This window comes from Streptomyces sp. NBC_01689 (assembly GCF_036250675.1).
Lineage (GTDB): Bacteria > Actinomycetota > Actinomycetes > Streptomycetales > Streptomycetaceae > Streptomyces.
On record NZ_CP109592.1, the window covers coordinates 9,694,546 to 9,720,180 of the forward strand.

Annotated in this window: 19 protein-coding genes; 12 read left to right on the forward strand and 7 right to left on the reverse strand. The window is 73.7% G+C overall.

The window, feature by feature from the left end:
* Positions 1-386: 386 nt before the first annotated feature.
* The gene (locus OG776_RS41495) at positions 387-995 is read right to left on the reverse strand and encodes a TetR/AcrR family transcriptional regulator (RefSeq protein ID WP_148014278.1); all 609 of its coding nucleotides are present in this window, start codon (positions 993-995) and stop codon (positions 387-389) included.
* 106 nt (positions 996-1,101) lie between these two features.
* On the opposite strand from OG776_RS41495, the gene OG776_RS41500 reads away from it, so the two are divergent.
* From OG776_RS41500 to OG776_RS41510, 3 genes are all read left to right on the forward strand, one after another.
* Positions 1,102-2,112, forward strand: a complete 1,011-nt coding sequence (locus OG776_RS41500; protein ID WP_148014251.1) for an alcohol dehydrogenase catalytic domain-containing protein — start codon at positions 1,102-1,104, stop codon at positions 2,110-2,112.
* 20 nt (positions 2,113-2,132) lie between these two features.
* Positions 2,133-2,735, forward strand: a complete 603-nt coding sequence (locus OG776_RS41505; protein ID WP_148014250.1) for an NADPH-dependent F420 reductase — start codon at positions 2,133-2,135, stop codon at positions 2,733-2,735.
* A 63-nt stretch (positions 2,736-2,798) separates the two neighbouring features.
* Positions 2,799-3,887 (forward strand): alkene reductase, encoded by a 1,089-nt coding sequence (locus tag OG776_RS41510; RefSeq protein ID WP_148014249.1) that lies wholly within the window; start codon positions 2,799-2,801, stop codon positions 3,885-3,887.
* A 137-nt stretch (positions 3,888-4,024) separates the two neighbouring features.
* Here OG776_RS41510 and OG776_RS41515 read toward each other — a convergent pair whose 3' ends face one another.
* The 3 genes from OG776_RS41515 to OG776_RS41525 all read right to left on the reverse strand — a co-directional run bounded on the left by OG776_RS41515 (position 4,025) and on the right by OG776_RS41525 (position 7,548).
* On the reverse strand, positions 4,025-4,258 hold the full coding sequence (locus tag OG776_RS41515) for a helix-turn-helix domain-containing protein (RefSeq protein ID WP_148014248.1): 234 nt from the start codon (positions 4,256-4,258) through the stop codon (positions 4,025-4,027).
* Positions 4,255-4,833, reverse strand: coding sequence for a Uma2 family endonuclease (locus tag OG776_RS41520; protein WP_148014247.1), 579 nt, complete (start codon positions 4,831-4,833; stop codon positions 4,255-4,257). Before OG776_RS41520 ends, OG776_RS41515 begins: the two co-directional genes overlap by 4 nt.
* 93 nt (positions 4,834-4,926) lie before the next feature.
* On the reverse strand, positions 4,927-7,548 hold the full coding sequence (locus tag OG776_RS41525) for an AfsR/SARP family transcriptional regulator (RefSeq protein WP_148014246.1): 2,622 nt from the start codon (positions 7,546-7,548) through the stop codon (positions 4,927-4,929).
* Positions 7,549-7,831: 283 nt separating this feature from the next.
* Between OG776_RS41525 and OG776_RS41530 the strand changes: the two genes are divergently transcribed.
* The 8 genes from OG776_RS41530 to OG776_RS41565 are packed head-to-tail and all read left to right on the forward strand — an operon-like array spanning position 7,832 to position 18,713.
* Entirely contained in the window at positions 7,832-9,628 is a 1,797-nt protein-coding gene (locus OG776_RS41530; RefSeq protein WP_329318072.1) for a fatty acyl-AMP ligase, read from the forward strand.
* A 2-nt stretch (positions 9,629-9,630) separates the two neighbouring features.
* Complete coding sequence (locus OG776_RS41535; protein WP_329318070.1) at positions 9,631-11,394, forward strand: acyl-CoA dehydrogenase; 1,764 nt, start codon at positions 9,631-9,633, stop codon at positions 11,392-11,394.
* 35 nt (positions 11,395-11,429) lie between these two features.
* Entirely contained in the window at positions 11,430-11,711 is a 282-nt protein-coding gene (locus tag OG776_RS41540) for an acyl carrier protein (RefSeq protein WP_148014244.1), read from the forward strand.
* A complete protein-coding gene (locus tag OG776_RS41545) occupies positions 11,699-14,653 on the forward strand; it encodes a type I polyketide synthase (RefSeq protein ID WP_329318068.1) in 2,955 nt (984 codons plus the stop codon). The genes OG776_RS41540 and OG776_RS41545 overlap by 13 nt, the downstream gene beginning before the upstream one ends.
* Positions 14,650-15,711, forward strand: a complete 1,062-nt coding sequence (locus OG776_RS41550; protein ID WP_148015050.1) for a 3-oxoacyl-[acyl-carrier-protein] synthase III C-terminal domain-containing protein — start codon at positions 14,650-14,652, stop codon at positions 15,709-15,711. Before OG776_RS41545 ends, OG776_RS41550 begins: the two co-directional genes overlap by 4 nt.
* Complete coding sequence (locus OG776_RS41555; protein WP_148015049.1) at positions 15,708-17,609, forward strand: HAD-IIIC family phosphatase; 1,902 nt, start codon at positions 15,708-15,710, stop codon at positions 17,607-17,609. Before OG776_RS41550 ends, OG776_RS41555 begins: the two co-directional genes overlap by 4 nt.
* Positions 17,599-17,856 (forward strand): acyl carrier protein, encoded by a 258-nt coding sequence (locus OG776_RS41560; RefSeq protein WP_148015048.1) that lies wholly within the window; start codon positions 17,599-17,601, stop codon positions 17,854-17,856. Before OG776_RS41555 ends, OG776_RS41560 begins: the two co-directional genes overlap by 11 nt.
* Positions 17,853-18,713, forward strand: a complete 861-nt coding sequence (locus OG776_RS41565; protein WP_148015047.1) for a 4'-phosphopantetheinyl transferase family protein — start codon at positions 17,853-17,855, stop codon at positions 18,711-18,713. Before OG776_RS41560 ends, OG776_RS41565 begins: the two co-directional genes overlap by 4 nt.
* Here OG776_RS41565 and OG776_RS41570 read toward each other — a convergent pair.
* Positions 18,693-19,694, reverse strand: a complete 1,002-nt coding sequence (locus OG776_RS41570) for an AfsA-related hotdog domain-containing protein (RefSeq protein WP_148015046.1) — start codon at positions 19,692-19,694, stop codon at positions 18,693-18,695. The two genes, OG776_RS41565 and OG776_RS41570, sit on opposite strands and share 21 nt — an antisense overlap.
* Before the next feature lie 126 nt (positions 19,695-19,820).
* A complete protein-coding gene (locus OG776_RS41575; RefSeq protein ID WP_148015045.1) occupies positions 19,821-20,804 on the reverse strand; it encodes a hypothetical protein in 984 nt (327 codons plus the stop codon).
* 167 nt (positions 20,805-20,971) lie between these two features.
* Between OG776_RS41575 and OG776_RS41580 the strand changes: the two genes are divergently transcribed.
* Positions 20,972-21,148, forward strand: coding sequence for a hypothetical protein (locus tag OG776_RS41580; RefSeq protein ID WP_187286144.1), 177 nt, complete (start codon positions 20,972-20,974; stop codon positions 21,146-21,148).
* Positions 21,149-22,161: 1,013 nt separating this feature from the next.
* On the opposite strand, the gene OG776_RS41585 is transcribed toward OG776_RS41580, so the two are convergent.
* Entirely contained in the window at positions 22,162-24,558 is a 2,397-nt protein-coding gene (locus tag OG776_RS41585; RefSeq protein ID WP_329318061.1) for a helix-turn-helix transcriptional regulator, read from the reverse strand.
* Positions 24,559-25,635 lie beyond the last annotated feature (1,077 nt).

A 25,635-nucleotide genomic window follows, 5' to 3' on the forward strand; every position in this document is an offset into this window, starting at 1 on the left:
TTCTGTGCGCTCGGCCGTGCGCTCGGCGGGCCGGGGCGCCGGGCGCCGTGTCCCGGGGTGCGTCGCCGGCCGTCACCCCGGGCGGGGCGGAGCAGAGGGAACATCAAAGGGCCGCGAAGTCCCGCGAAGTCCCGCGAAGCGGCGCGCGCCCGCGTCACGGGGAAGGCCGTCGTTCCTGACCGGCAGGGATCAGCTGGCCGGGTCCGACCGCGGCGCGGCTTCCGCGTCGGACGTCGCCCTGGCCGGGGAAGCCGGCACACCGGCAGCACGCCGGCCCGGCGGCACCCGGACCTCAAGACCGATTGTGCCGCTTCCCGCGCTTGTCGGGACCGGGTCGTGTGTCGCGAACGCCCCGGCCGCCGGTCCCGCGGGGGTTCCGATTCGTATCAGTCGAGGGCGTGGCTGCGGCCGGTCTGCAGGATTTCGTCGGAGAGCTCGGGTTCGACGTGGTGTACGGCGCGGGCGAGCATCAGCGCGCCGACCATTTCGCTGAGCAGGCGGATGGCTCTGAGGCGGGCCTCGGCCGGGTCGGGCTCGTGGCCTTTGTCCTCGGCTTCGCGCAGGAGCTCGGAGGTGAAGCCGGTGAGGTATCCCTCGACGCCTTCGGCGTACGCGCTCTGCACGGCTTCGCTGTGCCGTCCGGCGTCGGTGGCCAGGGAGACGGAGGGGCAGCCGCCGTCCGGGTCGTCGCGGTGCGCGGCGGACAGATAGTCGGCCACGACCCGCTCCAGCGGAGAGCCGGCCTGGCCCGGACCGTCCTCGATCGCCTGGGCCAGGACCCCGAGCGAGATGGCGTAGGAGGCGCTGCACACCTCCACGGCCAGGTCGTTCTTGGAGGCGAAGTGGTTGTAGAAGCCGCCGTGGGTGAGTCCGGCTTCCTTCATCAGCTCGGCGATGCCGACCGCGTCGATGCCCTGTGAGCGGAACATGCGGCTCGCCGCTTCGAGGATGTTCTGCCGGTTGCGGGCCTTGTCCTGCTTGGTGATCCGCGGCATGGCCGTCCTCTCGCACGCTCTCGATTTGACCTTTTTAAGGATGTCTATCATCATAGCAAGAGTTCTAATGACGCCCATCATTAATACTTCGCGGAAGGGGAGCGCCATGCGCGCCATCGCCTACGACCGGCACGGCCGAGCCGGGCAGGTACTGCGCCTGAGCGAGCAGCCGGCCCCGGCGGGGCCCGCGGCCGGGCAGGTGCGGGTGCGGGTGCTGTCCCGGCCGGTCCACCCCGGCGACCTGGCGGGAGTGGAGGGCTTTCCGGGCGCGCCGCGGCAGCGGTTCGCCACGCCACGGATTCCCGGCTTGGAGGGAATGGGCGTCATCGAGACCGTCGGCGACGGTGTGCGGGAGCTGCGCGCCGGTCAGCGGGTGGCGTTCTTCCCGGTGCCGGGCGCGTGGAGCGAACTCGTCACGGCGCCGGCCGATCTCGTGGTGCCGGTTCCCGAGGGCGTCGGCGACGAGACCGCGGCTTTGATGCTGGTCAACCCGCTGACCCTGCTCTCCTTGCTGCGGGCGGTCGAGGACGCCCAGCACGGCCAGGCCGGTCCGGTGGTGCAGACGGCCGCCGGTTCGTCGGTGGGAAAGCTGGTCGGCGCCGCGGCACTCAGGCACGGCATCCCGCTGGTCAACCTGGTACGCAGCGCCACGGGGGCGCAGGCCCTGCGGCAGCGCTTCCCCGGACTGCCGACCATCTCCACGGCAGACGCGGACTGGCGCACTCAGGTCAAGGACGCGACCGGCGGCCGGGGCGCCCAGGTCGTACTGGACGCGGTGGGCGGATCCCTGACCGGTGAGCTGGCCGGACTGCTCACCGACGGCGGAACACTGATCGCCTATGGAGGCCTCGGTTCCGGCAGCACGCCGCTGGAGTCGCTCGCGCTGACCCCGCGGGCCCTGACCGTACGGGGCACGTCCGTCCTCCAGTGGATGACCACCCGCACGCCCGAGGAACGGGCCGAGGACGTCGCCTTCGCCGCCCTTCTGGCCGCGACCGCCCCGGAACTCTTCGAGGTCGCCGCCGGCTACGACCTCGCCGACTTCGCGCAGGCCGTCGACCATGCCCGCCGCCCCGGCAAGAGCGGAACCGTCCTGCTCACCAGCCCCGCACCCTGAACCCCACGAAGGACACCGCCATGAAGATCGGAACCCTCGGCGCCGGAACCGTCGCCCGGGCCATCGCCCGCCACGCCGTGGCCCACGGCCACCAGGTCGTACTGAGCAACAGCCGCGGCCCCGCCTCCCTGGCCGGCCTCGCCGACGAACTCGGACCGCTCGCCCACGCCGGCACCACGGAGGAAGCCGCCGCGGCGGAACTCGTCGTGCTCGCGGTCGGCTGGCCCCAGATCCCGGACGCGGTAACCGGCCTGCCACCCTTCGACGGGCGCGTCGTCATCGACACCACCAACCAGTTCGCCTCCCCGCCGCCGCCCATGAAGATCGCCGACCTGGGCGAGCTGACCGGCAGCGAACACGTCGCCTCACTGCTGCCCGGAGCCCGCGTCGTCAAGGCGTTCAACACCCTCTACGGCCAGTACATCGCCGCCGACCCGCGCCACCGGGCCGGACGCCAGGTGCTGTTCCTCGCCGGTGACGACGCCGGCGCCAAGACCACCGTCAAGGACCTCACCGCCGCCTTCGGTTTCGCCCCCGTGGACCTCGGCTCCCTGCGCGAGGGCGGACGTCTCATGCAACTCGGCGGCCCGCTCTCCGGCCTCCACGCCCTCAAACAGGACTGAGCCGGGCCCTCGCCCGTTCCTCGCTCTCCTCCTCATCCACCCCCCAGCTCAAGGAAGTTGCTCATGACCACCACCCAGCCCCTGCTGCAGCCCGTCCGTCTCGGCGCTCTGGAACTCGCCAACAGCGTCGTCATGGCCCCCATGACCCGCGCCCGAGCCCAGAACGCCGAGCTGGCACCCACAGACCTGCACGCGACCTACTACGCGCAGCGCGCCGGCGCCGGCCTGATCGTCACCGAGGGAACCTGGGTCAACGCCGACGGGGTCGGTATGATCCACGTGCCCGGCATCTACACCGACACGCAGACCGCCGGCTGGGCGAAGGTCACCGAAGCCGTCCACGAGGCCGGCGGGCGGATCGTCTCCCAGTTCGGCCACCTCGGCGCGGCCTCCCACCCCGACCACCTCGGCGGCCGCGTGCCCGCCGGACCCTCGGCCGTCAACCCCGGCGAGAAGTCCTTCACCCCCTCCGGCCCGAAGGACACCGTCACCCCGCGCGCCTACACCGCCGCCGAGATCGCCGCCACCGTCGCCGACTACCGCCGCGCGGCCGAGAACGCCCGCCGCGCCGGCTTCGACGGCGTGGAAATCCACGCCCAGCAGTCCCACCTGATCCCGCAGTTTCTCAACCCGCGTCTCAACCAGCGCACCGACGCCTACGGAGGCAGCAGCGAGAAGCGGGCCCAGTTCCTCCTCGACATCCTCGACGCCGTCGGTGACGTGTGGGGCAGCGACCGCGTCAGTGTGAAGATGTCCCCGACCTGGGACAACGGAGGCACGTTCATCGCGGACGAGGAGGCACTCGCCGACTACGACCAGCTGCTCAAGAAGCTCAACGACAGCAACCTGGCCTACCTGCACCTCCTGGGCACCCCCGGCACCATCGAGGAGCGCGTCGCCCTCTTCTCCCGCTACCGCGCCCACTACCAGGGCAACATCGTCGCCAACCTCGGCTTCACCCAGGCCCTCGGCAACGAGATCCTCGACCACGGGATCGTCAACGCGGTCTCCTTCGCCGAACCCTTCATCGCCAACCCCGACCTGGTCGAGCGCTTCGCGCAGGGCCACCCGCTGGCCGACAGCGACCGGGACACCTACTACGCCGGTCAGGCCGAGGGCTACACCGACTACCCCGCCTTCACCGCCAACTGAGCGAAAGAAGACCTCCGTGAGCGGCAACGTCCGGGCATGAGGACCGGCCTCACGGAACTCGCGCAGCCGGCGGTGGACGCTCTGTGCCGTCATGCGTCAACCGTGGACTCCGGGCCGTCGGTCCTGACCGGCAGGGATCAGACGGCCGGGTCCGACCGCGGCGCGGCTTCCGCGTCGGACGTGAACGTGATGCCGAGCCGGCAGTCCAGCGCGGAGGCGATGCGCTCCAGCAGCGCCAGAGTGGGCTGGTCCCGCCCGGATTCGATACGGGAGATCGCCGCTTGGCCGGTGCCGGCGAGCTCGGCCAGGCGTGCCTGGGACATGCTTCGCTGCCGGCGCCAGAAGCGCACCAGGTCCGCGGCGTCGCTCATCGTCCGGTGTCCGGGCTGTAGCGCGGCAGAACTGCCGTGTCGATCTTCCAGGCGCCGACCGTGATCGCCTCCGGGAACGTGTAGTGCTGCCTGTTGTCGTAGGAGGCCACGCCGGCCCGCCGCACGGGCGCCCAGTGGTGGACAGCGCTTCCGTCCCGAGGGTCGACGATGAGGTAGTGCGGCACCCCCATGGCCGGATAGTCGCGCAGTTTGCCCTCATAGTCATTGCTGGGGTTGGAACGGGAGACGATCTCGATCACCAGGTGGCAGCGGCGGGGATCGATCGCGTCGCTGTCGGCGGTGGCCTCTTCCTCGTCGACCACGACAAGGTCCGGGACGCGCAGGATGCCGAGTGCGGCGTCCTCCATGTCGGTTTCGAGCATGAGGACCAGGTCCGGGTCCAGCTGTGGGTCCAATTGGACACGCAAACGGTGAGCGACCAGCTGATGCTGCTTCTTGGGACTCATCATCATGAGCAGCTGGCCGTGACTGATCTCCGGCCAGGCCAGTGGCTCGGGCTTGTCGAAGGCCTCACGGAACTCTCGCAGGTGGTGGTAGATGCTCTGTTCCGTCATCCATCAACCGTACATGATGAAATCGTCATGTACGGCGTGACTCCAGGCCGCCGGTCCCGTCCCGGACCGGCGCGTGCGGGGTGGCGGGTGCGCTCAGTTGGCGCAGGGGGCCAGGCGCCACACTCCGGGGCGTACCTCCGACCAGCCGGCGGGGCGGTGGCCCTGGCCCTGGACACGGTCGAGCCAGCGCCGCGCGTAGGACTCCAGGCGCGGGTCGCGCAGGGTCGTCGCAAGGCCCAGGCAGTCGGCGAAGTGCGCCTCGGCCGCGTGCGCCCCGACGTTCTCCAGGGCCAGCAGGCCCAGTACCCGGTGGGCCTCGTAGCGGCCCCGGGGGTCGTCGGCCACCGCGTCGAGCGCGGGGGACAGCAGGGCCGCGGCCTCCTCCAGGCCGCCCGCGTCGAGCTGCAGGTCGGCCAGGCCGACCAGGGCCCGGCCGCGTTCGGTGGCGGCCGCGGCCGCGTCGGCCGTCAGCAGTGCCCGCTCGTAGAACTCGCCGGCTTCGGTGAGCTGCCGCCGCTGCCAGGCCAGGTCGCCCAGCGAGCGCAGCAGCCGGGCCTCGGCGCCGAGGTCCTCCTGGTGGCGCGCCGCCTCCAGCGCCAGGGCGTGGCAGGTCTCCCAGGTGTCCCAGGCCGCCCGGGCCTCCAGGAAACCGGTCATGGCGTCGGCGAGTTCCACCGTCTGCGCCCACAGGCCCGCCGCGTGACACCGTCGTACGACGTCCACCAGTCCGTCCTGCCGGCGGCTGAACAGCTCCAGCGGATGGATCCCGCACTTCTCGGTGCGGCCGTCGGCGTCGCGCAGCTGTCCGGTGAACTCCTTCGCCAGTCTGGCGGTGGCCGCCCGCGCCTCCGCGGCCGGGCTCTCCGAGGCCAGGCACTCCAGGGCCAGCAGCCGCCACAGCGGATGCATCCGGTGGTGCGTGCCGTGTTCCGGGCCGCCCGCCACCCGGCGCAGCAGCTGCGCGGCGACCAGGGCGTTCAGCAGCTCACCGGTCTTGGCCACGTCCTCCCCGAGGACCGCGGCGGCCGTGCGGGTGTCGAAGGGGCCCACGGGCACGAGCCCCAGCAGGCGGAAGGCGCGCCGCAGCACCGGTTCCGTCTCCTCGTAGCAGGAGCGCAGCCGGTCGTGGAAACCCGGTGCGGCGGCGCTCAGTTCGGCCAGCCGCCGCTGTTCGCCGCGCAGCCGGGCGGCCAGCATCTCCGGGCCCCAGTTGGGGCGGGAGGCCAGCCGTGCCGCGGCGGCCCGCAGGGCCAGCGGCAGTCCCTCGCACAGTGCGGCGATCTCCCGGACCGGTGTCTCGCCGCCGTGCTGCGGGATCAGCCGGCCGGCCGCCGCGGTGAACAGCCGGCGGGCCTCGTCCTGGGGCAGGACGTCCAGTTCCAGCACCCGGTCGGTCACCCCCTCCGGCACCCGCCGGCAGGTGACCAGCGCGGTGCTGCCCGCCGTGGCCGGCAGCAACGCCCGTATGCGGTCGAGGGATTCGGCGCCGTCCAGGATGAGCAGGATCCGCCGGTCGGCGGTCAGCCGGTCCAGGACGCGGCGCAGTCCGGCGACGTCGGCGGGCAGCGGCTTGTCCACCCCGAGCCGCTGCAGCAGGCGGGTCAGCAGTTCGGCCGGGTCGGCCGGGCGCGGACCGCCCAGTTCGAGGAAGACCCGGCCGTCGGGGAAGAGGTCGCCCAGCTCGTGGCCGGCCGCGACGGCCAGCGCCGTCTTGCCGACCCCGGCCGCGCCGGCGACGGCCGCGCAGCCGCCGGCCGGGATGTCGCGCAACAGGGCGCCCAGCCGGTCCAGTTCGTCGGAGCGGCCGACGAACACCGGGTCGCGCGGGGGCAGCCGGTCCGGTGTCCGGCCGGGCAGCGGGACCTGCCCGAGGTGGGTCTCCGGCGGGGTCGCGGGCCCGGTGTCCTGCGGCGCGCTCTCCTCGGCGGCCCGGGGCAGCGGCGCGGGGTGCAGCAGTTCCGTGTCGCCCGACAGGATCCGCTGGTGGAGCAGTTGCAGCGGCTGACCCGGTTCGATGGCGAGTTCCGCGACGAGAGTCTGGCGCAGCTGCGCGAAGATCCTTAACGCCTCCGCCTGCCGCCCGGCCCGGTACAGGGCCGTCATCAGCAGCATGTGGAACTCCTCGCGCATCGGCATCTCGGCCACGGCGGAGTGGAGTTCACCGATCAGCCGCTGATGGTGACCGAGCCGCAGCTCGGCACGCATGCGCTGCTCCAGGGCGGCGGCGCGGACCTCGGCCAGCCGCACCGCGGTCCGCGCCAGCAGCGCGCCGTGCGGGGTGTCGGAGGCCAGCGGGGCACGCCACAGCTGCAGCGCGCGGCGCTGCAGGTCCGCGGCGGCGGCGTGGTCGCCGCGCTGCAGTGCCTTCTGGCCGTTGTGGTGCAGTTCCTCGAACACCGTCAGATCCAGCTGCGCGGGATCCAGGTGCAGCGCGTACCCGGGCGGACGGGTGACCAGCGCGTCCCGCCCGTACTCCGGGTCGGCGGTGTGCAGCAGCTTGCGCAGCTGCGAGACGTAGACCTGCAGGGTGGTCGTCGCGGTGCGCGGCGGGTGCTCGCCCCACAACTCGTCGATGAGACTGTCCACCGAGACGATCTCGTTCGCCCTGACCAGCAACGTCGCGAGCACCGCACGGATCTTGGCCGCCCGGGGCCGGACCGGTTCGGCCGCCGCGGACGAGGTGATCTCCAGCGGACCCAGAATCCGAAAACGCATGTTCCCACCCTCTTCTCCCCGTCGCACGGGCCGGCGGGACCGGACGGCCGACGCGCGCCGGAGCCGCTCGTCGTCCCCGCGCTCCGCGGAACTCCGACGACAGACCGTGCTGCCCCAATGTAGGCGTCGGCCACACCCCAGAATCGGACAGGCGTACCCCTGAATTCCGTGAGGGGGCGGTGTATCGCAAGCGGCGCTTTAGCCCGTGATCTCACGATGAGCTTGCTCGGCGGCAGAGGGGCGTCCTGTGCCCCGCTTCGTATGCGCCATGAGGGGGCTGACGTTGACCGCTGCATTCACCACCTTCACCCAGCTGATGCGGGAACGGGTCGCCGCGCTCGGCGACGCGGACGCCCAGGTGTTCCTGCGGGACGTCAGCGAAGCCGAACACCTCACCTACTCCACTCTCGACCGCCGCGCCCGCGCCCTGGCGGTACGGCTGCACGAACTCGGCTCCCAGGGCCGGCCCGTGCTGCTCCTGTACCCACCCGGCCCGGAATTCCTCGTCGCGTTCACGGGCTGCCTGTACGCCGGCGCGATCGCCGTGCCCGCCCCGCTCCCCGGCGACCGGGGCGAACGGCTGCAGCGGGTCTCCGGCATCCTGCGGGACACCGCGGCCACGCTGGTGCTGACCGACTCCGAGCACGCGGCGGACACCTCCTTGTGGCTGGCCGTGACCGGCCGAGGAGAAACGGTTTGCCTGGCCACCGACCTCGACGACACCACGTCCGCCGACGCCTGGCGCGCCCCCCGCGTCGGCCCCGACGACATCGCCTTCCTGCAGTACACCTCCGGCTCCACCAGCAAACCGCGCGGCGTCATGGTCAGCCACCGCAACCTGATGGCCAACCAGCAGGCGCTGCAGCACCTGCTGGGCACCACCGCCGACGACCGCTTCGCCAACTGGCTGCCGCACTACCACGACATGGGCCTCATCGCCCATGTGCTGCACCCCCTGTGGCTGGGCACCCTGAGCGTCCAGCTCTCCCCGGTCTCCTTCATCAAACGGCCCGTCAGCTGGCTGCGCGCGATCGGCGAGTACGGTCTGACCGTGAGCGGCGGCCCGAACTTCTGCTACGACCTGTGCACCCGCCGGGTCACCGACGCCCACCTCGCCGAACTCGACCTGTCCAGCTGGCGCCTGGCCCTGTGCGGCGCCGAACCCGTCCGCGCGCAGACCCTGGACGCCTTCGCCCGCCGCTTCGCCTCCGCCGGCCTGCGCGCCGCGAGTCTCTACCCCGGCTACGGGCTCGCCGAGACCACCCTGGTGGTCTCCGGCGGCCGGCCGGGCGTCCCGGCCCGCCGGCTGACCGTGGACGCGACCGCCCTGGAACAGGACGAACTGCGGGCCCCGGCCGAGGGCGCGCCCACCCGCACCCTGGTCGGCTCGGGCAAGGCCCACGACTTCGACCTGCGGGTCGTCGACCCGCTGGCGGGCGTGGAACTGCCCCCCGGACGCGTCGGGGAGATCTGGCTGCGCGGCGACAGCGTCGCCCAGGGCTACTGGCGCCAGCCCCTGGAGACCGACGAGACCTTCCACGCCACACTGGAAGGCGCCCCCGAGGACAGTCCCGGCGACTTCCTGCGCACCGGTGACCTGGGCGCCGTCCACGACGGCGAGCTCTACATCACCGGGCGTTTGAAGGAAGTCATCATCCTCAACGGGCGCAACATCTACCCTCAGGACGTGGAGTGGGCGATCCGGGAGACCGGCCCCGCCCTCGCGGCCGGTCACGGCGCGGTCTTCACCGTCGGAGCGGACCGGGAGCAGCTCGTAGTGATCCACGAGGCACGCCTTCCCCGGGCGGACACCGACCGCCTGCGGGAACTGGCCTGCGGCATCCAGACACTCGTCGGACAGGACTTCGACGTCCCCGCCGGCAACGTCGTCCTGGTACGCCCCGGCACCGTGCGCCGCACCACCAGCGGCAAGATCCAGCGCACCCTGATGCGCTCCCTGTTCCTGCGCGGCGAGATCACCCCGCTCCACGACGTCCTCGACCCGGCCGTCCGCGCCCTGATCACACCCTCCGAGGTGCCCAGCGGCGAGAGCGCCCCCACCATGGTGCGGAGCAGCTAGTGGTGACCTCCGCGCTGCTGACCCAGCCGCCGCTGCACGAGGGCCTGCCCCCGAGCGGGGCCCCGGCCCGTGTCGCCCGGCTGGAAGCGCTGCTGGGCGACCCCGCCGACCCGGCCAACCCGGTCGGCTACCGGGCCCTGCTGCACGCCGACCGGCGGGCCGCGCTGTCCGCCGACGCCGAGGGGCTGCTCGACGACTTCGGCATGAGCCACGAGTTCGTGCCGACCGAACTGGGCGGCCGCTTCGACTCCGCCGAGACCCTGCTGCGGGTGATGCGCGCGGTCTTCCGCCGCGACGTCGCCCTCGGCGCCGGCTACGGCATGACCACCTTCATGGCCGCGTCCGACGTGTGGATGCAGGGCAGCGCCGCCCAGCGGACCTGGCTGGCGGACCTGCTGCTGTCCGGCTCCAAGGCGGCCATCGCCCAGCACGAGACCGCCCACACCAACGACTTCGTCCGCAGCGGGGTACGCGCCGAGGTGCACGCCGACGGCCTGTCGGTCACCGGCGTCAAACCGGTCATCAACAACCTGCACCGCGCCGACGCCCTGGTGCTGTTCTGCCGCACCGAACCGCAGCCGGGCACCACGGGCGCCCACTCGGTGCTCCTGCTCGACCCGCACACCCTGCCCGCCGACCGCTACCGCGTCACCCGCCGCCCCGCCACCCTGGGCCTGCGCGGCTGCTTCTTCGCCGGGGTCGAACTCGACGACTGCGCCGTCCCCCACGACAGCCTGCTGGGACCCCTGGGCGGGGGAGTGGTGACCGCCCTGCGCTCCTTCCAGGTCAGCCGCACCCTCATGGCCTCCATGGTGTCCGCGGCGGTGGAGACCGGCCTGCGCACCGCCGTCCTGGTCGACCGCAGCCAGCGGCCCGGCCGCACCGGACTCGACCCCACCGACCCCCAGCACACCGCCGGCACCCTCGCCGGGGCCTTCGTCAACCTGCTGCTCTACGACTGCCTGGCCGTGGTCGCCACCCGGGCGCTGCACCTGCTGCCCGCCGAGACCAGCATCTACTCCGCGGCGGTCAAACTGCTGCTGCCCCAGGTGCTCAGCGACACCATGTACGACCTGGCGACCGTGCTCGGCTCGCAGATCTACACCCGCGAGGGCACCGTCGGCATCTTCCAGAAACACATCCGCGACGTGCCGGTGGTCAGCCTCGGACACGCCGGCACCGCCGCCTGCCAGGCCACGATCATCCCGCAGCTCAGATCCCTCGCCGAGAAGTCCTGGTTCACCAGCGCCGAGGCACCCGCCTCCCTGTTCCACCCCGGCGCCCCGCTGCCGCCCTTCGACTACGGGCAACTGTCGCTGGCCTGCGGCCGCGACAGCGTCAGCGCCTCCCTGCTGGCCACCGCCGCGTCCGTGCCCGGCTCCACCGCCGTCGAGCGCACGCTGCGCCATCTGGCCGGCCAGATGAGCGCCGAACTGCACGAACTGCGCAGCCGGGTCCTGGCGCTGCCGCCCCCCGACGCCGCCCACCCGGTGGGCCCGGCCTGGTTCGCCCTGACCGACCGCTACGTGCTGGTGCTCGCCGCCGCCTGCGTCCTGGGCGTGTGGCACCACAACCGGGGCGGCCCCGACCCCTTCCTCGCCGACCCGGCGTGGGCCGCCGCCGCCCTGCACCGCATCGCCCGGCGGCTGGGCATCCCCGCCTCCGACCTGCCCGCCGAGTGCACCGCCCGGGTCCACCGGGAGGTCCTGGCCCGCTACGGCGACCGGCGCGGCTTCGACCTGCACAACACACCGATTCCGGGCTGAGCACGGGCCCGTATCAGGACAAGGAGCCTTCAGGGATGACTCCCTCCCCGCCGTGGCACACCGAGGCCCCGCTCCACGAGTGGCTGATCACGCACCTGGCGGTCTACCTGGACCGGCTGCCCGAGAACATCGAGGCGACGGTGCCCCTGGCCGAGTACGGCATGGACTCCGTGTGCGCGCTCAGCCTGTGCGGCGACATCGAGGACGACTTCGGCATCGTCGTCGAACCCTCGCTCGTCTGGGACCATCCGACCGTCGCCCACCTGACGGCCCATCTGACGGCGCGCGGCGCGGACCCCGACCGGTGGCAACGGTGAACGCCGTCGCCGTGGTCGGTCTGGACTGCGTCTTTCCCGCCGCCCACGGCGTCGAGGCCTACTGGGACCTGCTGATGCGCGGCGGCGACGCGATCGGCCCGCTGCCCGAGGACCGCCGCGGCCCCGGCTTCGACGACACCGTCCAGGGCGGCTTCGTCGACACCGTCACCACCTTCGACAACGACTTCTTCACCATCGCGCCCCGCGAGGCGGCCGCCATGGACCCGCAGCAGCGGCTCCTGCTGCAGTGCGCCTGGCGGGCCCTGGAGGACTCCGGCCGCGCCCCGTCCGCACTCGCCGGCAGCGACGCCGGTGTCTTCGTCGGGGTGATGGGCAGCGAGTGGGCCCAGCTCCACATGGGCGACTACGCGCGGGTCACCCCGCAACTGGGCGCCGGCAGCAGCGCGGGCATGACGGCCAACCGGATCTCCTACCACCTCGACCTCAAGGGCCCCAGCCTCGCGGTCGACACCGCCTGCTCCTCGTCCCTGGTCGCCGTGCACCTCGCCGTCAACTCACTGCTGTCCGGGGAGTGCTCCACCGCGCTCGCCGCCGGCGTCAACATCGTGCTCACCCCCGCACTGGGCATGGTCTACCAGCAGATGGGACTCAAGGCGCCCGACGGACGCTGCAAGCCCTTCAGCCTCGACTCCGACGGCATCGGCCGCAGCGACGGCGTCGGCGTGGTGGTCCTGCGCCGCCTCCAGGACGCCCTCGACGACCACCAGCGCGTCTACGCCGTCATCCGCGGCACCGCCGTCAACCAGGACGGCCGCAGCAACGGCGTCAGCGCACCCAGCCGCTGGTCCCAGCAGGCCGTGGTGGCCGCCGCCTACCGCAGGGCCGGCGTCGACGCCGACCAGGTCCGCTTCATCGAGGCACACGGCACCGGCACCTCGCTCGGCGACATCATCGAGTGCGCGGCCCTCGGCGAGGTGCACGCGGTGCCCCGCGACGAACCCTGCGCGATCGGCTCGGTCAAGGGCAACATCGGGCACACCGAAGGAGCCGCCGGCATCGCCGGCCTCATCAAGACCGCCCTCGCCCTGCACCACCGCATCGTGCCCGCCAGCCGCTTCGCCACCCGCGAGAACCCCCAACTGCGCCTCGCCGAACGGGGACTGAGCCTGCTCAAGGCCCCCTTGCGGCTGCCGGCCGAAGAAGTGGTCGCCGCCGTCAGCAGCTTCGGCATGGGCGGCACCAACGCCCACGCCGTCCTGGCCTCCGCACCCCGCACCCCCGTCACCGCCGTGCGCGGACCGGCCACCGCCGGGGCGTTCACCCTCTCCGCCGACACCCCCGAGGCCCTGCGCCGCAACCTCACCGCCCAGGCCGAAGCGCTCGCCCGCCGTCCGCGCGGCGACGCCGCCTCGGTGTGCTGGACCAGCAACCAGGTCAAGACCGGCCTGCCCTACCGGGCCGTGTTCACCGCCCGCGACACGGCCGAACTCGCCGACTCCCTCCGTGCGGCCGCCGCCGACGAACACACCCTGGCCCGCGTCACCGACCGCGCCCTGCGCCCGCCCGCCGTCGCCTTCCTCTACCCCGGACAGGGCTGCCAGGAGCCCGGCATGACGGCCGCCCTCTACCGCGAATCCGTCCTCTACCGGCGCCATCTCGACGAGGCCGACGACGCGCTGCGCCCCCACACCGGCGGCTCGGTACGGGACCTGATCCTCGCCGACGACCCCGCGATCCACCACGCCCGCTGGGCCCAGCCCGCCCTGTTCGCGGTCGCCCACGCCCTCACCCGGACCCTGGCCGAGCTGGGCGTGGTGCCCGACGCCGTCCTCGGCCACGGCACCGGCGAAATCGCCGCCGCGGTGGCCGCGGGCATGCTCACCCTGCCGGACGCCGCACGCCTGGTCGCCGCCCACGCCACCGCCGCCCACGACCTGCCCGACGGCGGCATGCTGAGCGTGCGCGCCACCCCGGAGGAACTCGCCGACCTCCTCGCCGCCCGCCCCGGCCTGTTCCTCGCCGCCGTCAACGGCCCGCACGACACCGTCGTCTCCGGCACCGCCGACGTCCTGCGGCAGGCCGCCGCCGACCTGGCCGCCCGCGGCCTGAACACCCGCCGCCTCCCGGTCCCGCACGCCGCCCAGGGCTCCGCGGACACCGACCTGCAGGCCCGGATCGCCGCCCTGGCCGGCCCGGTCACGGCCGGCCCCGCCAGAATCGCCCTGGCCTCGGCCCGCCACGGCCGGATGCTGCGCGACGAGATCCCGGACACCGCGTACTGGGCGGACCTGGCCGTGACACCGGTCCGCTTCGCCGACGCACTGTCCGCCCTGATGACCGAGGCCGCCCCGACCTGCCTGGTCGAACTCGGCCCGGCCGCCCACCTGCTGAACCTCGTCCGGCAGGGCGACCTGCCCACCGGCATCCGGCTGCTGCACCCCGCCCCCGGCCGGGCCGCCACCTTCACCGACCTGGCCGAGACCGTGGGCGGCCTCTACCTCAGCGGCGTCGAACCCTGCTGGGACGCCCTCTACGAGCCCGCCCACCGCCGCACCGAACGCCTCGCCCCCTACGTCTTCTCCGCCGCACACCGCTTCGGACAGACCACCGCCCACCCCGCCCCGCCGCCCACCGCCCCGGACACCACCCACCGGCCGGCGGCCCACGGCCCGGACCGCCCACCGCACCCCGAGGACCCCGGCACCCCGCCGGGCACCCGGCCCGATTCCGCGCTCAGCGCGGTCATCGACGCCGTCGTCGAGGTCGGCGCCTACGCACCCGAACAGGTCAACGCCGAGGCCCGGCTCTACGAGGACCTCGGCTTCGACTCGGTGATGATCATGCAGTTGAAGAACCGCATCGAACAACAACTCCCGCGGGGCGCCGACATCACCGTGCCGCAACTGCTGCCCGCGCTGAAGTCCGTGGGCACCCTCGCCGCCTTCGTACGCGAACTGACCAGCACGGGGGCCACGCCATGACAGCGCGCACCGCACTCATGCACATCGCCGGCACGGGCAGCGCACTGCCCGCCGAACCCGTCGACAACGCGGCACTGAGCCGCGCCTTCGGGATCAGCGAGGAGTGGATCGACCTCTTCGTCGGCACCGGCACCCGCCACTTCGGCTGGGACCTGGCGACCGGAAAGATCACCCACACCCTCGGCGACCTGTGCGCCGAGTCCGCGGCCCGGGCCCTGGCCGCCGCCGGACTGGCCGCCGCCGACCTCGACTTCCTGGTGCTGTCCACCGCCACCCCCGACACCCTGCTGCCCACCACCGCCAACGAGACCGCCGACCGGCTCGGCCTCAACCACCTGCCCACCTACCAGCTCCAGGCCGGCTGCTCGGGCGCCGTCCAGGCCCTCGACGTCGCCCGCGCCCTGCTCGCCGGCGGCCACCGCACCGGCCTCGTCGTCTCCGGCGACGTCACCGCCCGCTTCCTCCAGGCCGGCCGGGACGCCACCACCCTCGCCGGCCAGGAACTCGTCAACTACGTCCTGTTCGGCGACGGAGCCGCCGCCGCGGTCGTCACCACGCACCCGCACGGCGACGCCCTGGCCGTACACGGCCTGCTGCACCGCTTCGCGGGACAGGGACGCCCGCCGGGACAGGTCGTGGGCTGGCGCGGGATCACCGAACCCGACCCCGACCGCCAGATGCTCTTCGAGGACTACAAGACCATCGAGGAGGAGGTACCCGCCCTCGCCGGCGAGATCGTGTGGGAACTGCTCAGCACCGCGGGCTGGACCCCGCAGCAGGTCGACGCCGTCCTGCCGCCCCAGCTGTCGGGACACATGACCGACCGGATCGTCGCCGGCCTCGGCCTGCCGCCCGGCTGCCGCGAGGTCTCCTGCGTACGCGACACCGGCAACACCGGCAACGCCCTGCCCCTGCTCCAGCTCGACCGGCTCATGGACCGGCTGGCCCCCGGGGAACGCGCCCTGTCCGTGGTCGTCGAGTCCAGCAAATGGATCAAGGCGGGGCTGGCACTGCGACGGCCCGCCGCCGGCCCCGGGGAAGAAGGGCCCGCCCGATGACCACCGCCCTGGACGAACTGCGCACCCTGCACCGCACCGGCCGGCTGGCCGCGGCCTACCCCGACGTCGCCCCCCTGCTGACCGCCGTCACCGACGCCGCGGACCGCACCGAGGAACAGACCGCCGACGAACTGACCCGCTGCGGAAGCCTGCTGACCCGGCTGAGCCCCGACGACGTCCTCGCCCACCATCCGCACACCCCCGTGCCGACCGTGGCCGTCACCGGGCACTCCGCCACCGCCCAGCTCACCGACCCGCTGACGGCCGAACTCGCCCGGCACGGCCTGCTCGGCCGCCTCGTCACCGGCGACCACGGCGCCTACCTGCGCGACCTCACCGACGAACACAGCGAACTGCGCTCCCACAGACCGGAACTGACGATCTGTGTACTGGGACCCGAAGCCGTCCTGGAACAGCTCGTGACGCCCTGGAGCGTCGACGACGCCGAACAGGCCTGCGCCCGGCTCCTGGACCAGCTGCGCGCCGTCGCCGACGCCCACACCGCACACGGCACCGGAGCCCTGGTCCTCAACACCCTCCCGCTGCCCCGCGCCGCCACCCACCAGATCATCGACCAGCGACAGCGCGCCCTGCTCGGCGCGGTGTGGCGGGAGTTCAACGCCCGCCTGCTGCGGCTGCCCGGCGACCACCCCGCCCTGGCCGTCGTCGACCTCGACCCGCTCATCGCCGCCACCGGACCGGCCACCGACGCCCGGCTAGCCCTCTACACCCGCAGCGCCTTCAGCGCCGCCCTCTTCGCCGCCCTGGCCCGCGAGGCCGTGCACGTGCTGCGCGCCCGGCGCGGCATGACGAAGAAATGCCTGGTCCTCGACCTCGACCACACCCTGTGGGACGGGGTGCTGAGCGAGGACGGACCGGACGGCATCACCTGCGGGCCCACCCCCCGGGGCGAGCCGTACGCCGCGCTCCAACGGGTCGTCAAGCAACTCGCCGCCCAGGGCGTCCTGCTCGCCGTCAGCAGCAAGAACGACCCAGGCCCGGTCCGGGACGTCCTCGCCCACCACCCCGAGATGACCCTGCGCGCCGAGGACTTCGTCAGCGTGCAGGCCGGCTGGGACCCCAAGGACACCGCCCTGCGCACCATCGCCGGCCGGCTGGGCATCGCCACCGACGCCCTGGTGTTCGCCGACGACAACCCCGCCGAACGCGCCCTGGTCCGCCACCGCCTGCCCGACACCCCCGTCGTCCCGCTGGGCACCGAACCGGCCTGGCACGTCACCCGGCTGCTGGCCGACGGCTGGTTCGACACCCCGCACGTGACCGACGAGGACCGCGGCCGGGCCGCCCAGTACCGGGGCGCCGACGCCCGGGCCCGGCTGCGCGGCGCGACCGGCTCGCACGAGGAGTACCTGCGCGAACTGGGCATCGTCGTCAGCATCGCCCCGCCCCGCCCCCACGAACTACCGCGGCTGTCCCAACTCTCGCTGCGCACCAACCAGTTCAACCTCACCGGCGAACGCCTCCCGCCCGAGCAGCTGTGCACCGGGGGCCGCCGCCCGCTGACGGTGCGCGTGAGCGACCGGTACGGCGACAGCGGCCTGGTCGGCGCGATCTTCACCCGCCGCGCCCCGGACGGCCTGACGATCGACAACATGCTGCTCAGCTGCCGGGTACTGGCCCGCGACATCGAACACGGCTGCCTGGCCGCGGTCCTCGCCCACGCCCGCGACCTGGGCCTGCCCGCGGTCCGCGCCCGCTACCGCGCCACCCGCGGCAACGGACGGGCGAGCGGCTTCTACCCCTCACTCGGCTTCGTGCCCGACACCCCCGGCGACAGCGCGGAGACACTGTTCCGGCACGACCTGAAGGACATCCCCGCCCCGCCCGGCCACCTGAGTGTGCGGGCCGACTTCGAAGGAGACGCCGATGAGTCGTGACAGCACGGCCGGCCTCGCCGGCTTCCTCGAAGCGGTGCGCGACGGCCTGGGCCTGGACCTGACCGAGGAACAGGCCGCGGCCGACTTCGACCAGCTGCCCGACTGGGACTCGGTCCACCTGCTGCGCCTGCTGATGCTCCTGGAACGCGAGACGGGCCGCAGCGTCCCGGTCAGCCGCCTGCTCGAAGCCCGTAGCATGCGCGAGATCCACTCACTGGTCACCACCGAGGGGAGGGACACCCGATGAACGCCGTCGGCGGGGGCCTGATCGGTGTGACAGCCGAGGACAGCGACTGGGCGGCGGTCCGCGAGGACCTGCGGCGCTACGGCACGGCGGTGGTCCACGGCCGGCTCGCCGACTGGCGGCCGCGGGCACCGGACGGCCCCGCCCTGCGCGCGGTGCTGGGCCGCGACTGGTCGCGCTACCGCGACATCGGACACCCGGACATCCAGAGCCGGTACGCGGCGTCACGGCGGCTGCTCAAACACGCCGCCGCGGCCGCCCTGCGGGCCGAGGCGATCGACCTGGAACTGGCCTACGGGCCGACCGGACGCCCCTACCTGCGCGGCTGCGACCAGATCGACATCAGCCTCAGCCACACCGACGACCTGCTGCTGGTCGGCCTGACCAGCAGCGGCCTGATCGGGGTGGACGCGGAACGCGCCGACCGCAGCATCTACGCCCGCGGCCTGGCCCGGCTCATCTGCACCCCCGACGAGCAGCGCATGCTGTCGAGGCTGCCGGAGCCGGAACGCAACCCGAGCCTGGTCCGGCTGTGGACGCTCAAGGAGGCCTACAGCAAGGCGATCGGCCAGGGCATGCAGTTCCGCTTCAACGAGTTCGGCTTCGGCCCGCAGAGTAGGCCCGTGCAGCTGAACCGGCCCGACGGCACGGCCGGAGCGGGTGACGAGTGGACCCTGCGCACCCTCGTCCTCAACAGCGGCGGCACCGAGTTCGTGGTGAGCATCGCGGTCTACGATGCCGGCATGGGCCGCACCCTGGACACGGAGATCACCACGATGCTCGACGCCGAGGCCGTCGCGGCGATCCAGGAGGCACTGGACGCCGAGCAGGAGGAGTGGTCACAGATCCTCGACGACTGACACCGCCGCCTCCGTCACCGCCCTCCCCGCCTGGGTCAGGGCGAGCGTCATCGCCACCAGCGGCCGCCCCAGCGCGTCCTGCCGGACCGACTGCGCCACCGCCACGCACCGCAGCGGCAGATCGGGCTCCGCGTGGCCCCGGAAATGCGTGTGCATGGCCACGGGCGCACAGTGCCGCGGGTCCAGGCCGTGCAGCCGGTGCGCGGTCAACAGCGCCGTCTGGCGCAGCACTTCGAGCAGCAGCGCGGATGAGGTCACCCGGTCCGGGCGGACCGCGCCGGCCCGCCAGGTGTCGGGCGCGAGCACCGCGGCCGACAGCCGCTGCCCGTTGACGGTCACCGGGGGGCGCAGCAGGACGTTGGCGGCGCTGGCGCGCCCCACGTCCGCGGGAGCGGGCCCCGGTGACCTGCTGGTGGTGTCGGTGGTGTCGTCGTGCCCGGGATGCTGCTGCCCGGCCGTGGCGAGGACGGTGTGACGGGAGTGCTCGCGATGGCTGCGGTGCGCCATCGGGGCGAGGAAGAGCAGATTGGCCGACCCGGTGCCCGCCGCGACCCCGTCGATCTCCAGGCGCGCGTCGAACTCCAGGGCCCGCGGGACGCCGGAGATCACCTTGTCCGGCCGCACCCGCATGGTCGTCGTCAGTGTGCCGGGTCCCGCGTGCCGGCGCCAGGCGCTGACCTCGTCCATCTCCAGGCCGAACCGGTAGAAGATCGGCACCCGGTCGGCCGCGACCCCGAAGTGGGCCTGGCCGATCCCGCCGCTGACCTGGCGGACCATCGCCATGGCCGCCTGCAGGTCGTGGAAGCGGTCGTGCCCGTCGTTGAACAGCGGGTGCGAGGTGGGCAGTTCACCGGTCAGGACGAACTCCTGCGACCGGTCGTCGGGGCTGTCGGGCGTCTGGGGGCCGAAGCACTGCGGCCGGTGCACCAGATGGCGGCTGCCGTGTCCGTACCCCGGCGGCGCGGGCCGGGAAGTCTCCAACGCCTCACACTCCTCGGCGGTGTCCTGGCTCGATGTGACTGGTCGTACCAGCCTGCCGGGGAGCGGGGCGGTAAGGCCACTTGCGTCCGGTGACAGGTTGTGGCCTGGCAGGCAGTGCCGGCCGGTCTACTGGAGGTCGGGCAGTCCCGTCAGCGCGATGTGCACCCCGGCCTGGAAGCGGCTGTTGGCGTCGACGCTCAGCATGATCTGGGAGATGTAGCGGCGGCAGGTGCGCACCGACATGCCCAGCCTGCGGGCCACCAGCTCGTCCTTGTAGCCCTGCGCCATGAGCCGGATGATCGACCGCTTCAGGTCGTCGGTGATCTCGCTGCTGTCCTCGGCCCCGGGCACGAACTGGGTGGCCCCGGACCACAGATGCTCGTAGACCCGGCAGATGAAGGCCACCAGGGTCGGCTCGCGCACCACCACCGCCCCGGGGGCCCGGCCGCCCACGTGCTGCTCGGGAAGGAAGGCCACCTCCCGGTCGTAGATGACGATCCGGTCGATCAGCTCGTCGGTGGTGCGCACCTCGGCGCCGTGCTCGGTGATCGCCCGCACATAGGAGGCGGTGGCCAGGTCGCTGCGCGCGGTGTGCTGGTAGAGGTGACGTATCTGCACCCCGCGTCTGAGCCGTTCCAGGGTTCTGGGCCGGGCGTTGGCCAGCAGGCTGGAGGGGCGGGCACCGCCGGGCTGGGCGCTGAGCATCTCGGTGCGGCAGCGCTCGCCCTGCTCGTCCAGCACGGCCTGCAGCGCGTTGATGTCGCTGATCACGTCGAAGGCCTCGGCCTGGTTGCGCTGCTGGCGGCTCTCGAAGTAGGTCGCGCGCAGCGCGCCCATCTGGTCACGTATCTCGGTGACCTCCCGCTGCAGGTCGCGTATGCGGCCCTCGGCCGGCCCCACGAGGTCGGCCACCGCAGTGTCGGGGCTCACCGGGACCAGCAGGTCCGGCTCGCCGGGCAGCGGGCGCAGCAGGCTGAGCGCCGTCAGGCGCTCCTCGACTTGTGCCACCTTTTCCAGGGAGACGCCGAGGGCGGTCGCCATCTCCTCACGGACAAAGCGGCCCAGCAGGACTGCATTGCGGTACGCCTTCGCTTCTGCGTCATCCAGCATGGCGAAAGCGCCTGCAGGGAGAGAGCTTTCAGGCACTGGAGGCTCGCATTCCCGCGCGACGGAACTTCTTGTCAGGCAACTTTACGACACCAGGAATGGGTTGGGCGGAGAACCCGGGTCGGCGAGTCTTGCTGCTGCACGGCCAACTGTCGAACTTGGGGGTAGCTATGAGCAAGCTTGTACTGCGAATCACGACCGCTGGACTTCTGGCCACTGCCGGATTCATCGGCGCACTCGGCGCCAACATTACGGTTCCCGCGATTGCGCACGGCCAGGTGGCCGTGTCGACACCTTCGTCGCATTCCGTGCACGCGGCGCCGCTCGGGGACGACCAGTGGGGCTGATGGACCAGCTGTGACGCGGGCGGGCCGGTGCTTCCCGGGCCGCCCGTCGGCATGTCCGCAAAGCGGGCTTTGCTCATGTTTCCACCCGACGGGCCCGACCTGACCAGCCGGCCCGTCGAACCGGCAGCCGGCCGGTCGGCCCGACCGGTCGGACGGCCCGCCGCGGAAACCGGCGGGCCGTCCTGCTGTACGGGGTCCGCCGGGCCGGCGGACGGATCCCGGGCGGCCGCGGCGGCCCGCGCGCCCCCGCGCCCCGGCCCCGTGGGGCGCGGCGCGGGAGCGGGTGCGATGACGGGCGGCGGCCGCCGTGGCGGGACTCCTCGCGGCGCGGCCCGGGGGAGCCGGGCCGCTCCCGCCGGACGGCCGGGCTCCCGCGGGGCGCCCGGGCGCGTCGCGGCCGCCCGGCGGGGGTGTGCGGCCCGGGGTATACGGTCCGGGACGGCGTAAGGCCTGTTCGGTGGCACGGACAGCGGTCGGCGCCGGTCCGGCGGGGCCCGGCGCGAGGGGGCCGCGGGGTCCCGGCGGCGCCTGGCCGGATCAGGGGCCTGCCGCACCCGGCCGCGGGCCCGTGGGGCGCGGCGGCCGGGGCCCCGGGGCGCGTCCTCTTCGTGGCCGACACTCTGCCCGTAAGGGCCTGGACGCGGCGCCCGCTCCTGTGCATGACGGCGGCCCGCGGACCTGGCGGAAAGGTCCGTACCGGGCGGTCGGTCGGTCTGGGGCGGCGGGGTGCGTGCAGGGTGGCCTTGTGCGCGGCGCGGCCGGCACCGGCCCGCCCGGCGGGGCCCCGCCGGGTCCGGCGCCGCCCGGCGTCGGGGGAGAAGGACCCTCTGACACCGCTCCGGACCTGCGCGTTCGCCCCGGGAGCGGTGTCCGGGCGCCGGCCCCGGCCGGGTCTTTGTGGCCGCAAAGGTGCCCGTAGCGGGCGTACCGGGTCCGCTTCCCGGCGGTTTTGCCTCAGGCACCGGCCAACGGCAGAACCGTCCGCGCGGACGGACCCCCGTGCCACCGTCCGTTCACCCGGAACCGGGAGGGTGCCCTCCGGGTGCGGGTGAACGGACGGTGGCCGGCCGCCGCGCGGCGGGCCCGCATTCCTCGTCCGGTGGCGGAAACCCGGCCGCCGGAATACTGAGCCGGAAGACGACCTCGGCCCGTGATCTCACCCCGAGCTTCTTGAATATGCGGCCGAGATGAGTTTCCACGGTCTTGATGCTGATGTTCATGCGGGCCGCGATCTGTTTATTCGTGAGACCCGGGCCTATCAGCATCGCGATTTCCTTCTCGCGCGTGCTGAGCGGAATTCCGAAATCGTTCTCCGGATTGCGTTCGGGTCCTCTTTCGATGAATTCGAGGAGATCTTGAGCGGTGGCCGCGGAATCGTAGGCGGTGAGCCGGTCGAATTCCGCGGCGGCGAAACGGGCGTGCCGGGCGGCGGCGGCCGGTTCACCGGAATGCAGGCAGGCCAGTGCCAGCCCCAGCGCGAAGGGGCCGAGCAAATGCCCCTGCCCGTGGTGCAGGGCGAGGTCGAAACCGTGCCGGAAGAACTGCCGGGCCCGCCGGGCGTCGCCGTCCGCCACGGCCTCGCCCAGCCAGCGCCACGCCTCCACGACCGGAGCGGCCTCCTCCGGTCCGAGCCCGGACAGCAGCGGTCCGGCCTCCCCGGCCGCCTCCAGAGCCGCCTCCCGCGCCCCCTGCGCCGCGTGCGCGGCGGCCAGCAGCGCCAGCGCGTGGCTGTACGCGGCCACGTCGCTCTGCGGCGCGCAGCGCACCGCGCGGCGGGCGGCGCCGAGCGCGGCCCCCCGGGCCGGCCGCCCCGACTCCAGCAGCAGCGCGGCCAGTTCGGCCTGCGCCGCCGGAACGGCGGCCCGGTCACCGGCGGACACCGCGCGCAGCACCCGTCTCGCCTGCGGGCGGGCCCCCAGCAGCCGCAGCGCCCGGGCCCGCCACACCGCGGCCTCGGTCCACACCGTGGTGTCGGTGCGTTCGGTGCGTTCGGTGCGTTCGGTGCGTTCGGTGGTGGCGGGAGGCGGGGCGGCCTCCCGCCGTGGCCACAGCCGCGCGTACTCGGTCAGCGCCTGGGCCGGCCGCCCGCACAGCACCAGGGCCTGGCAGCGCAGCAGATGCGGGCCGGGCGGGGCGCCGGGCCGTTCCGCCGCCCGGCGGGCGGCCCGCTCCGCGCGGGCCGGCTGGGTGAACACCGTGGTGCGCGCGCAGCTCTCCAGCAGGGCCGCCTGCGCGGCCGTGGGCGGCCCGGCGGTCTCCAGCAGCGCGAGGACCGCGCCGCCGGTGTCGTCTCCGGCGTCCGGTGCGGCGAGCGCCCGCTCCCGGGCCGCGCGCCGCTGCGCGGCCCCCGCGGCCTGGTGCACCAGGGCCCGGGCCGCGGGCCGGCGGAAGCGGGACCACCCCGCCCGCGGGTCCGGCACGAGGATGCCCTCGCTGTGCAGTTCGTCCACCGCGCGCAGGGCCAGGCCGAGGGGCAGCGGCGCCGTGTGCGCCACCGTCTCCACGGTGAAGGGGTCGCCCGCGGCGGCGGCCGCGTCCGCGGCCAGCCGGGCGAGCGGGGACAGCGCGCCCAGGTCCAGCGCCGGGGCGGACGGCGCCAAGGGGGAGGGCCCGCAGGCCAGTTCGAGACTGCTGTGGGGGACTCCCGCGGCGTCGGGCGGCTCACCGTCGGACAGCGCCCGCAGCAGCCCCGGCACCCCCTCCGCGTCCCGCAGGACCAGCTCCCGGTGGAGCGGGGCGAGCCCCTCGGGCAGCAGCGCCGCGGCCGCCTCGCGCGCCAGCGGCCGCAGCGGGATGTGGCGCACCGCGCCGTCGGGGTGGGCGAGCGAGGCCAGCCGTCCGGCGCCCGGCCCGCTGCCGCGGTGCACGAGCACCGTCAGCACGGGTGCGTCGGGCGGGTGGCGCAGCAGGTGTTCGGCGAACTCCGCCACCTCCCACCCCGCGCGGTGCGCGTCGTCCAGCACCAGCAGGAGCCCGCGCCGGCCGGCCAGTTCCTCCAGCACGGCACGCAACGCCCGCGCGACCGCGTGGACATCGGCCTCCGGCGGGCCGTGCGGGACGGAGCCGCCCAGGGCGGGGAAGACCTGGGCCAGCACGCGCAGCCGGGCCGGACCCAGCCGTTCCAGGACGGCGGGGTCCGCCGCGGCGAGCTGGTCGTCGAGCGCGTCCACCAGCGCGTGGAAGGGACGTCCGGTCCCGTCCCTGGCGGCCCGGCCGCACGCCACGGCCCACCCCCGGTGTGCGGCGGCCCGGGCCAGGCGGAGCGCCAGACGGGTCTTGCCGACCCATGGTTCGCCGCTCAGCCGGACGAACCCGGCCGACCCGTGAGCATGATCCAACTCCTCCGTCAGAAGGGCCAGTTCATGTGCGTGGACACCCTGCCCGGGCGCACCGGCCCGCCCGTGCGGCACAGGGCCTCCCTCGTCGCTGCGGCTGAGGGGCAGGCTGGCGCAACGTCAGGCCCGTTCCCAGGGGTTGCTGCTGGCCGGTGCCTGCATGGCAGGAAGTGCAGGTGGGGCTGGGTGCGGGCGGGGACGGTGTCAGGGAATTCCCTGACAGGTGGCCAAGCGGTCGAATGCGCGGTGCGGTGACAAGAAGAGAGGAAAGCGGTCACAAATTGACGTTCGCGTTGCAGGATTCAACTGTCTTTCGAGCGAGTCTCCAGCGCGTCTCAAGTTTGCGCGGCTCTTCCCCGGATATGCGCGAACCAGGCTTTCACACATGGACGTTGGGGGCCGTGCGGAGGCCCGTGACAACGTTGGCCCCCCGCGGGGGCCAAACACCGGCCGTGTCCGGCCCGCGGCGTCGGCGGCCGGACGCGTTCTCGCCCATTCGACGTGCGCCGGGAGAAGCGGCGGCGGCCCGTGGCGCGTGCGCCGTATTCGGTCGGGTTATGCCTACGGGCCCGCTGTGGCCGCCGACTTCACAACCTCGCCCGGACCGCGCGCACCGCACCCCGGTGACACCTTCACGTCACCTTCACCCTTCCTCCCGTCCGTGAGGTGACCGGACGGGTGCGGCCGTCCTCGCGCCCGGCGCGGAGGGGCTCGCGGGGGCGCACCCGGCCGGTGCGCGGGGCACCGGCCGGCCGTCGCCGGCCCGGCCGCCGTGCCCGCGCCGGCCGCCGTGCCCGCGCCGGGCGGCGGGGCCGCGGGCCGGGAGTTTGCTCGACGGCGTGGCGCCCAGGAACACCTGGGCGGCCCGCGCCGGGCACGGGCCGCCGGCCGGGAGAGCGGATACCGAGGTGAGGTCCGTGAGGGGCGGCCCCGAAGGGGGCCGGGACACCCTCCGCGCCCCGGGCGCGGGAGGTTTGCGGAGGTGACGCCGGGCGGGGGGCGGATGCCGCCCGCGCCCGCGGGCGCCCGTTTGCGGCCGCCCGTACGCGCGCCGGTGCCCGACGGCCCCCGACGGGCGCCCGGCCCGGCGGCCGGACGCCCCGCAGGCGAACCCGACACCGATCACACGTAACCGAATAATCATCTCGAAGT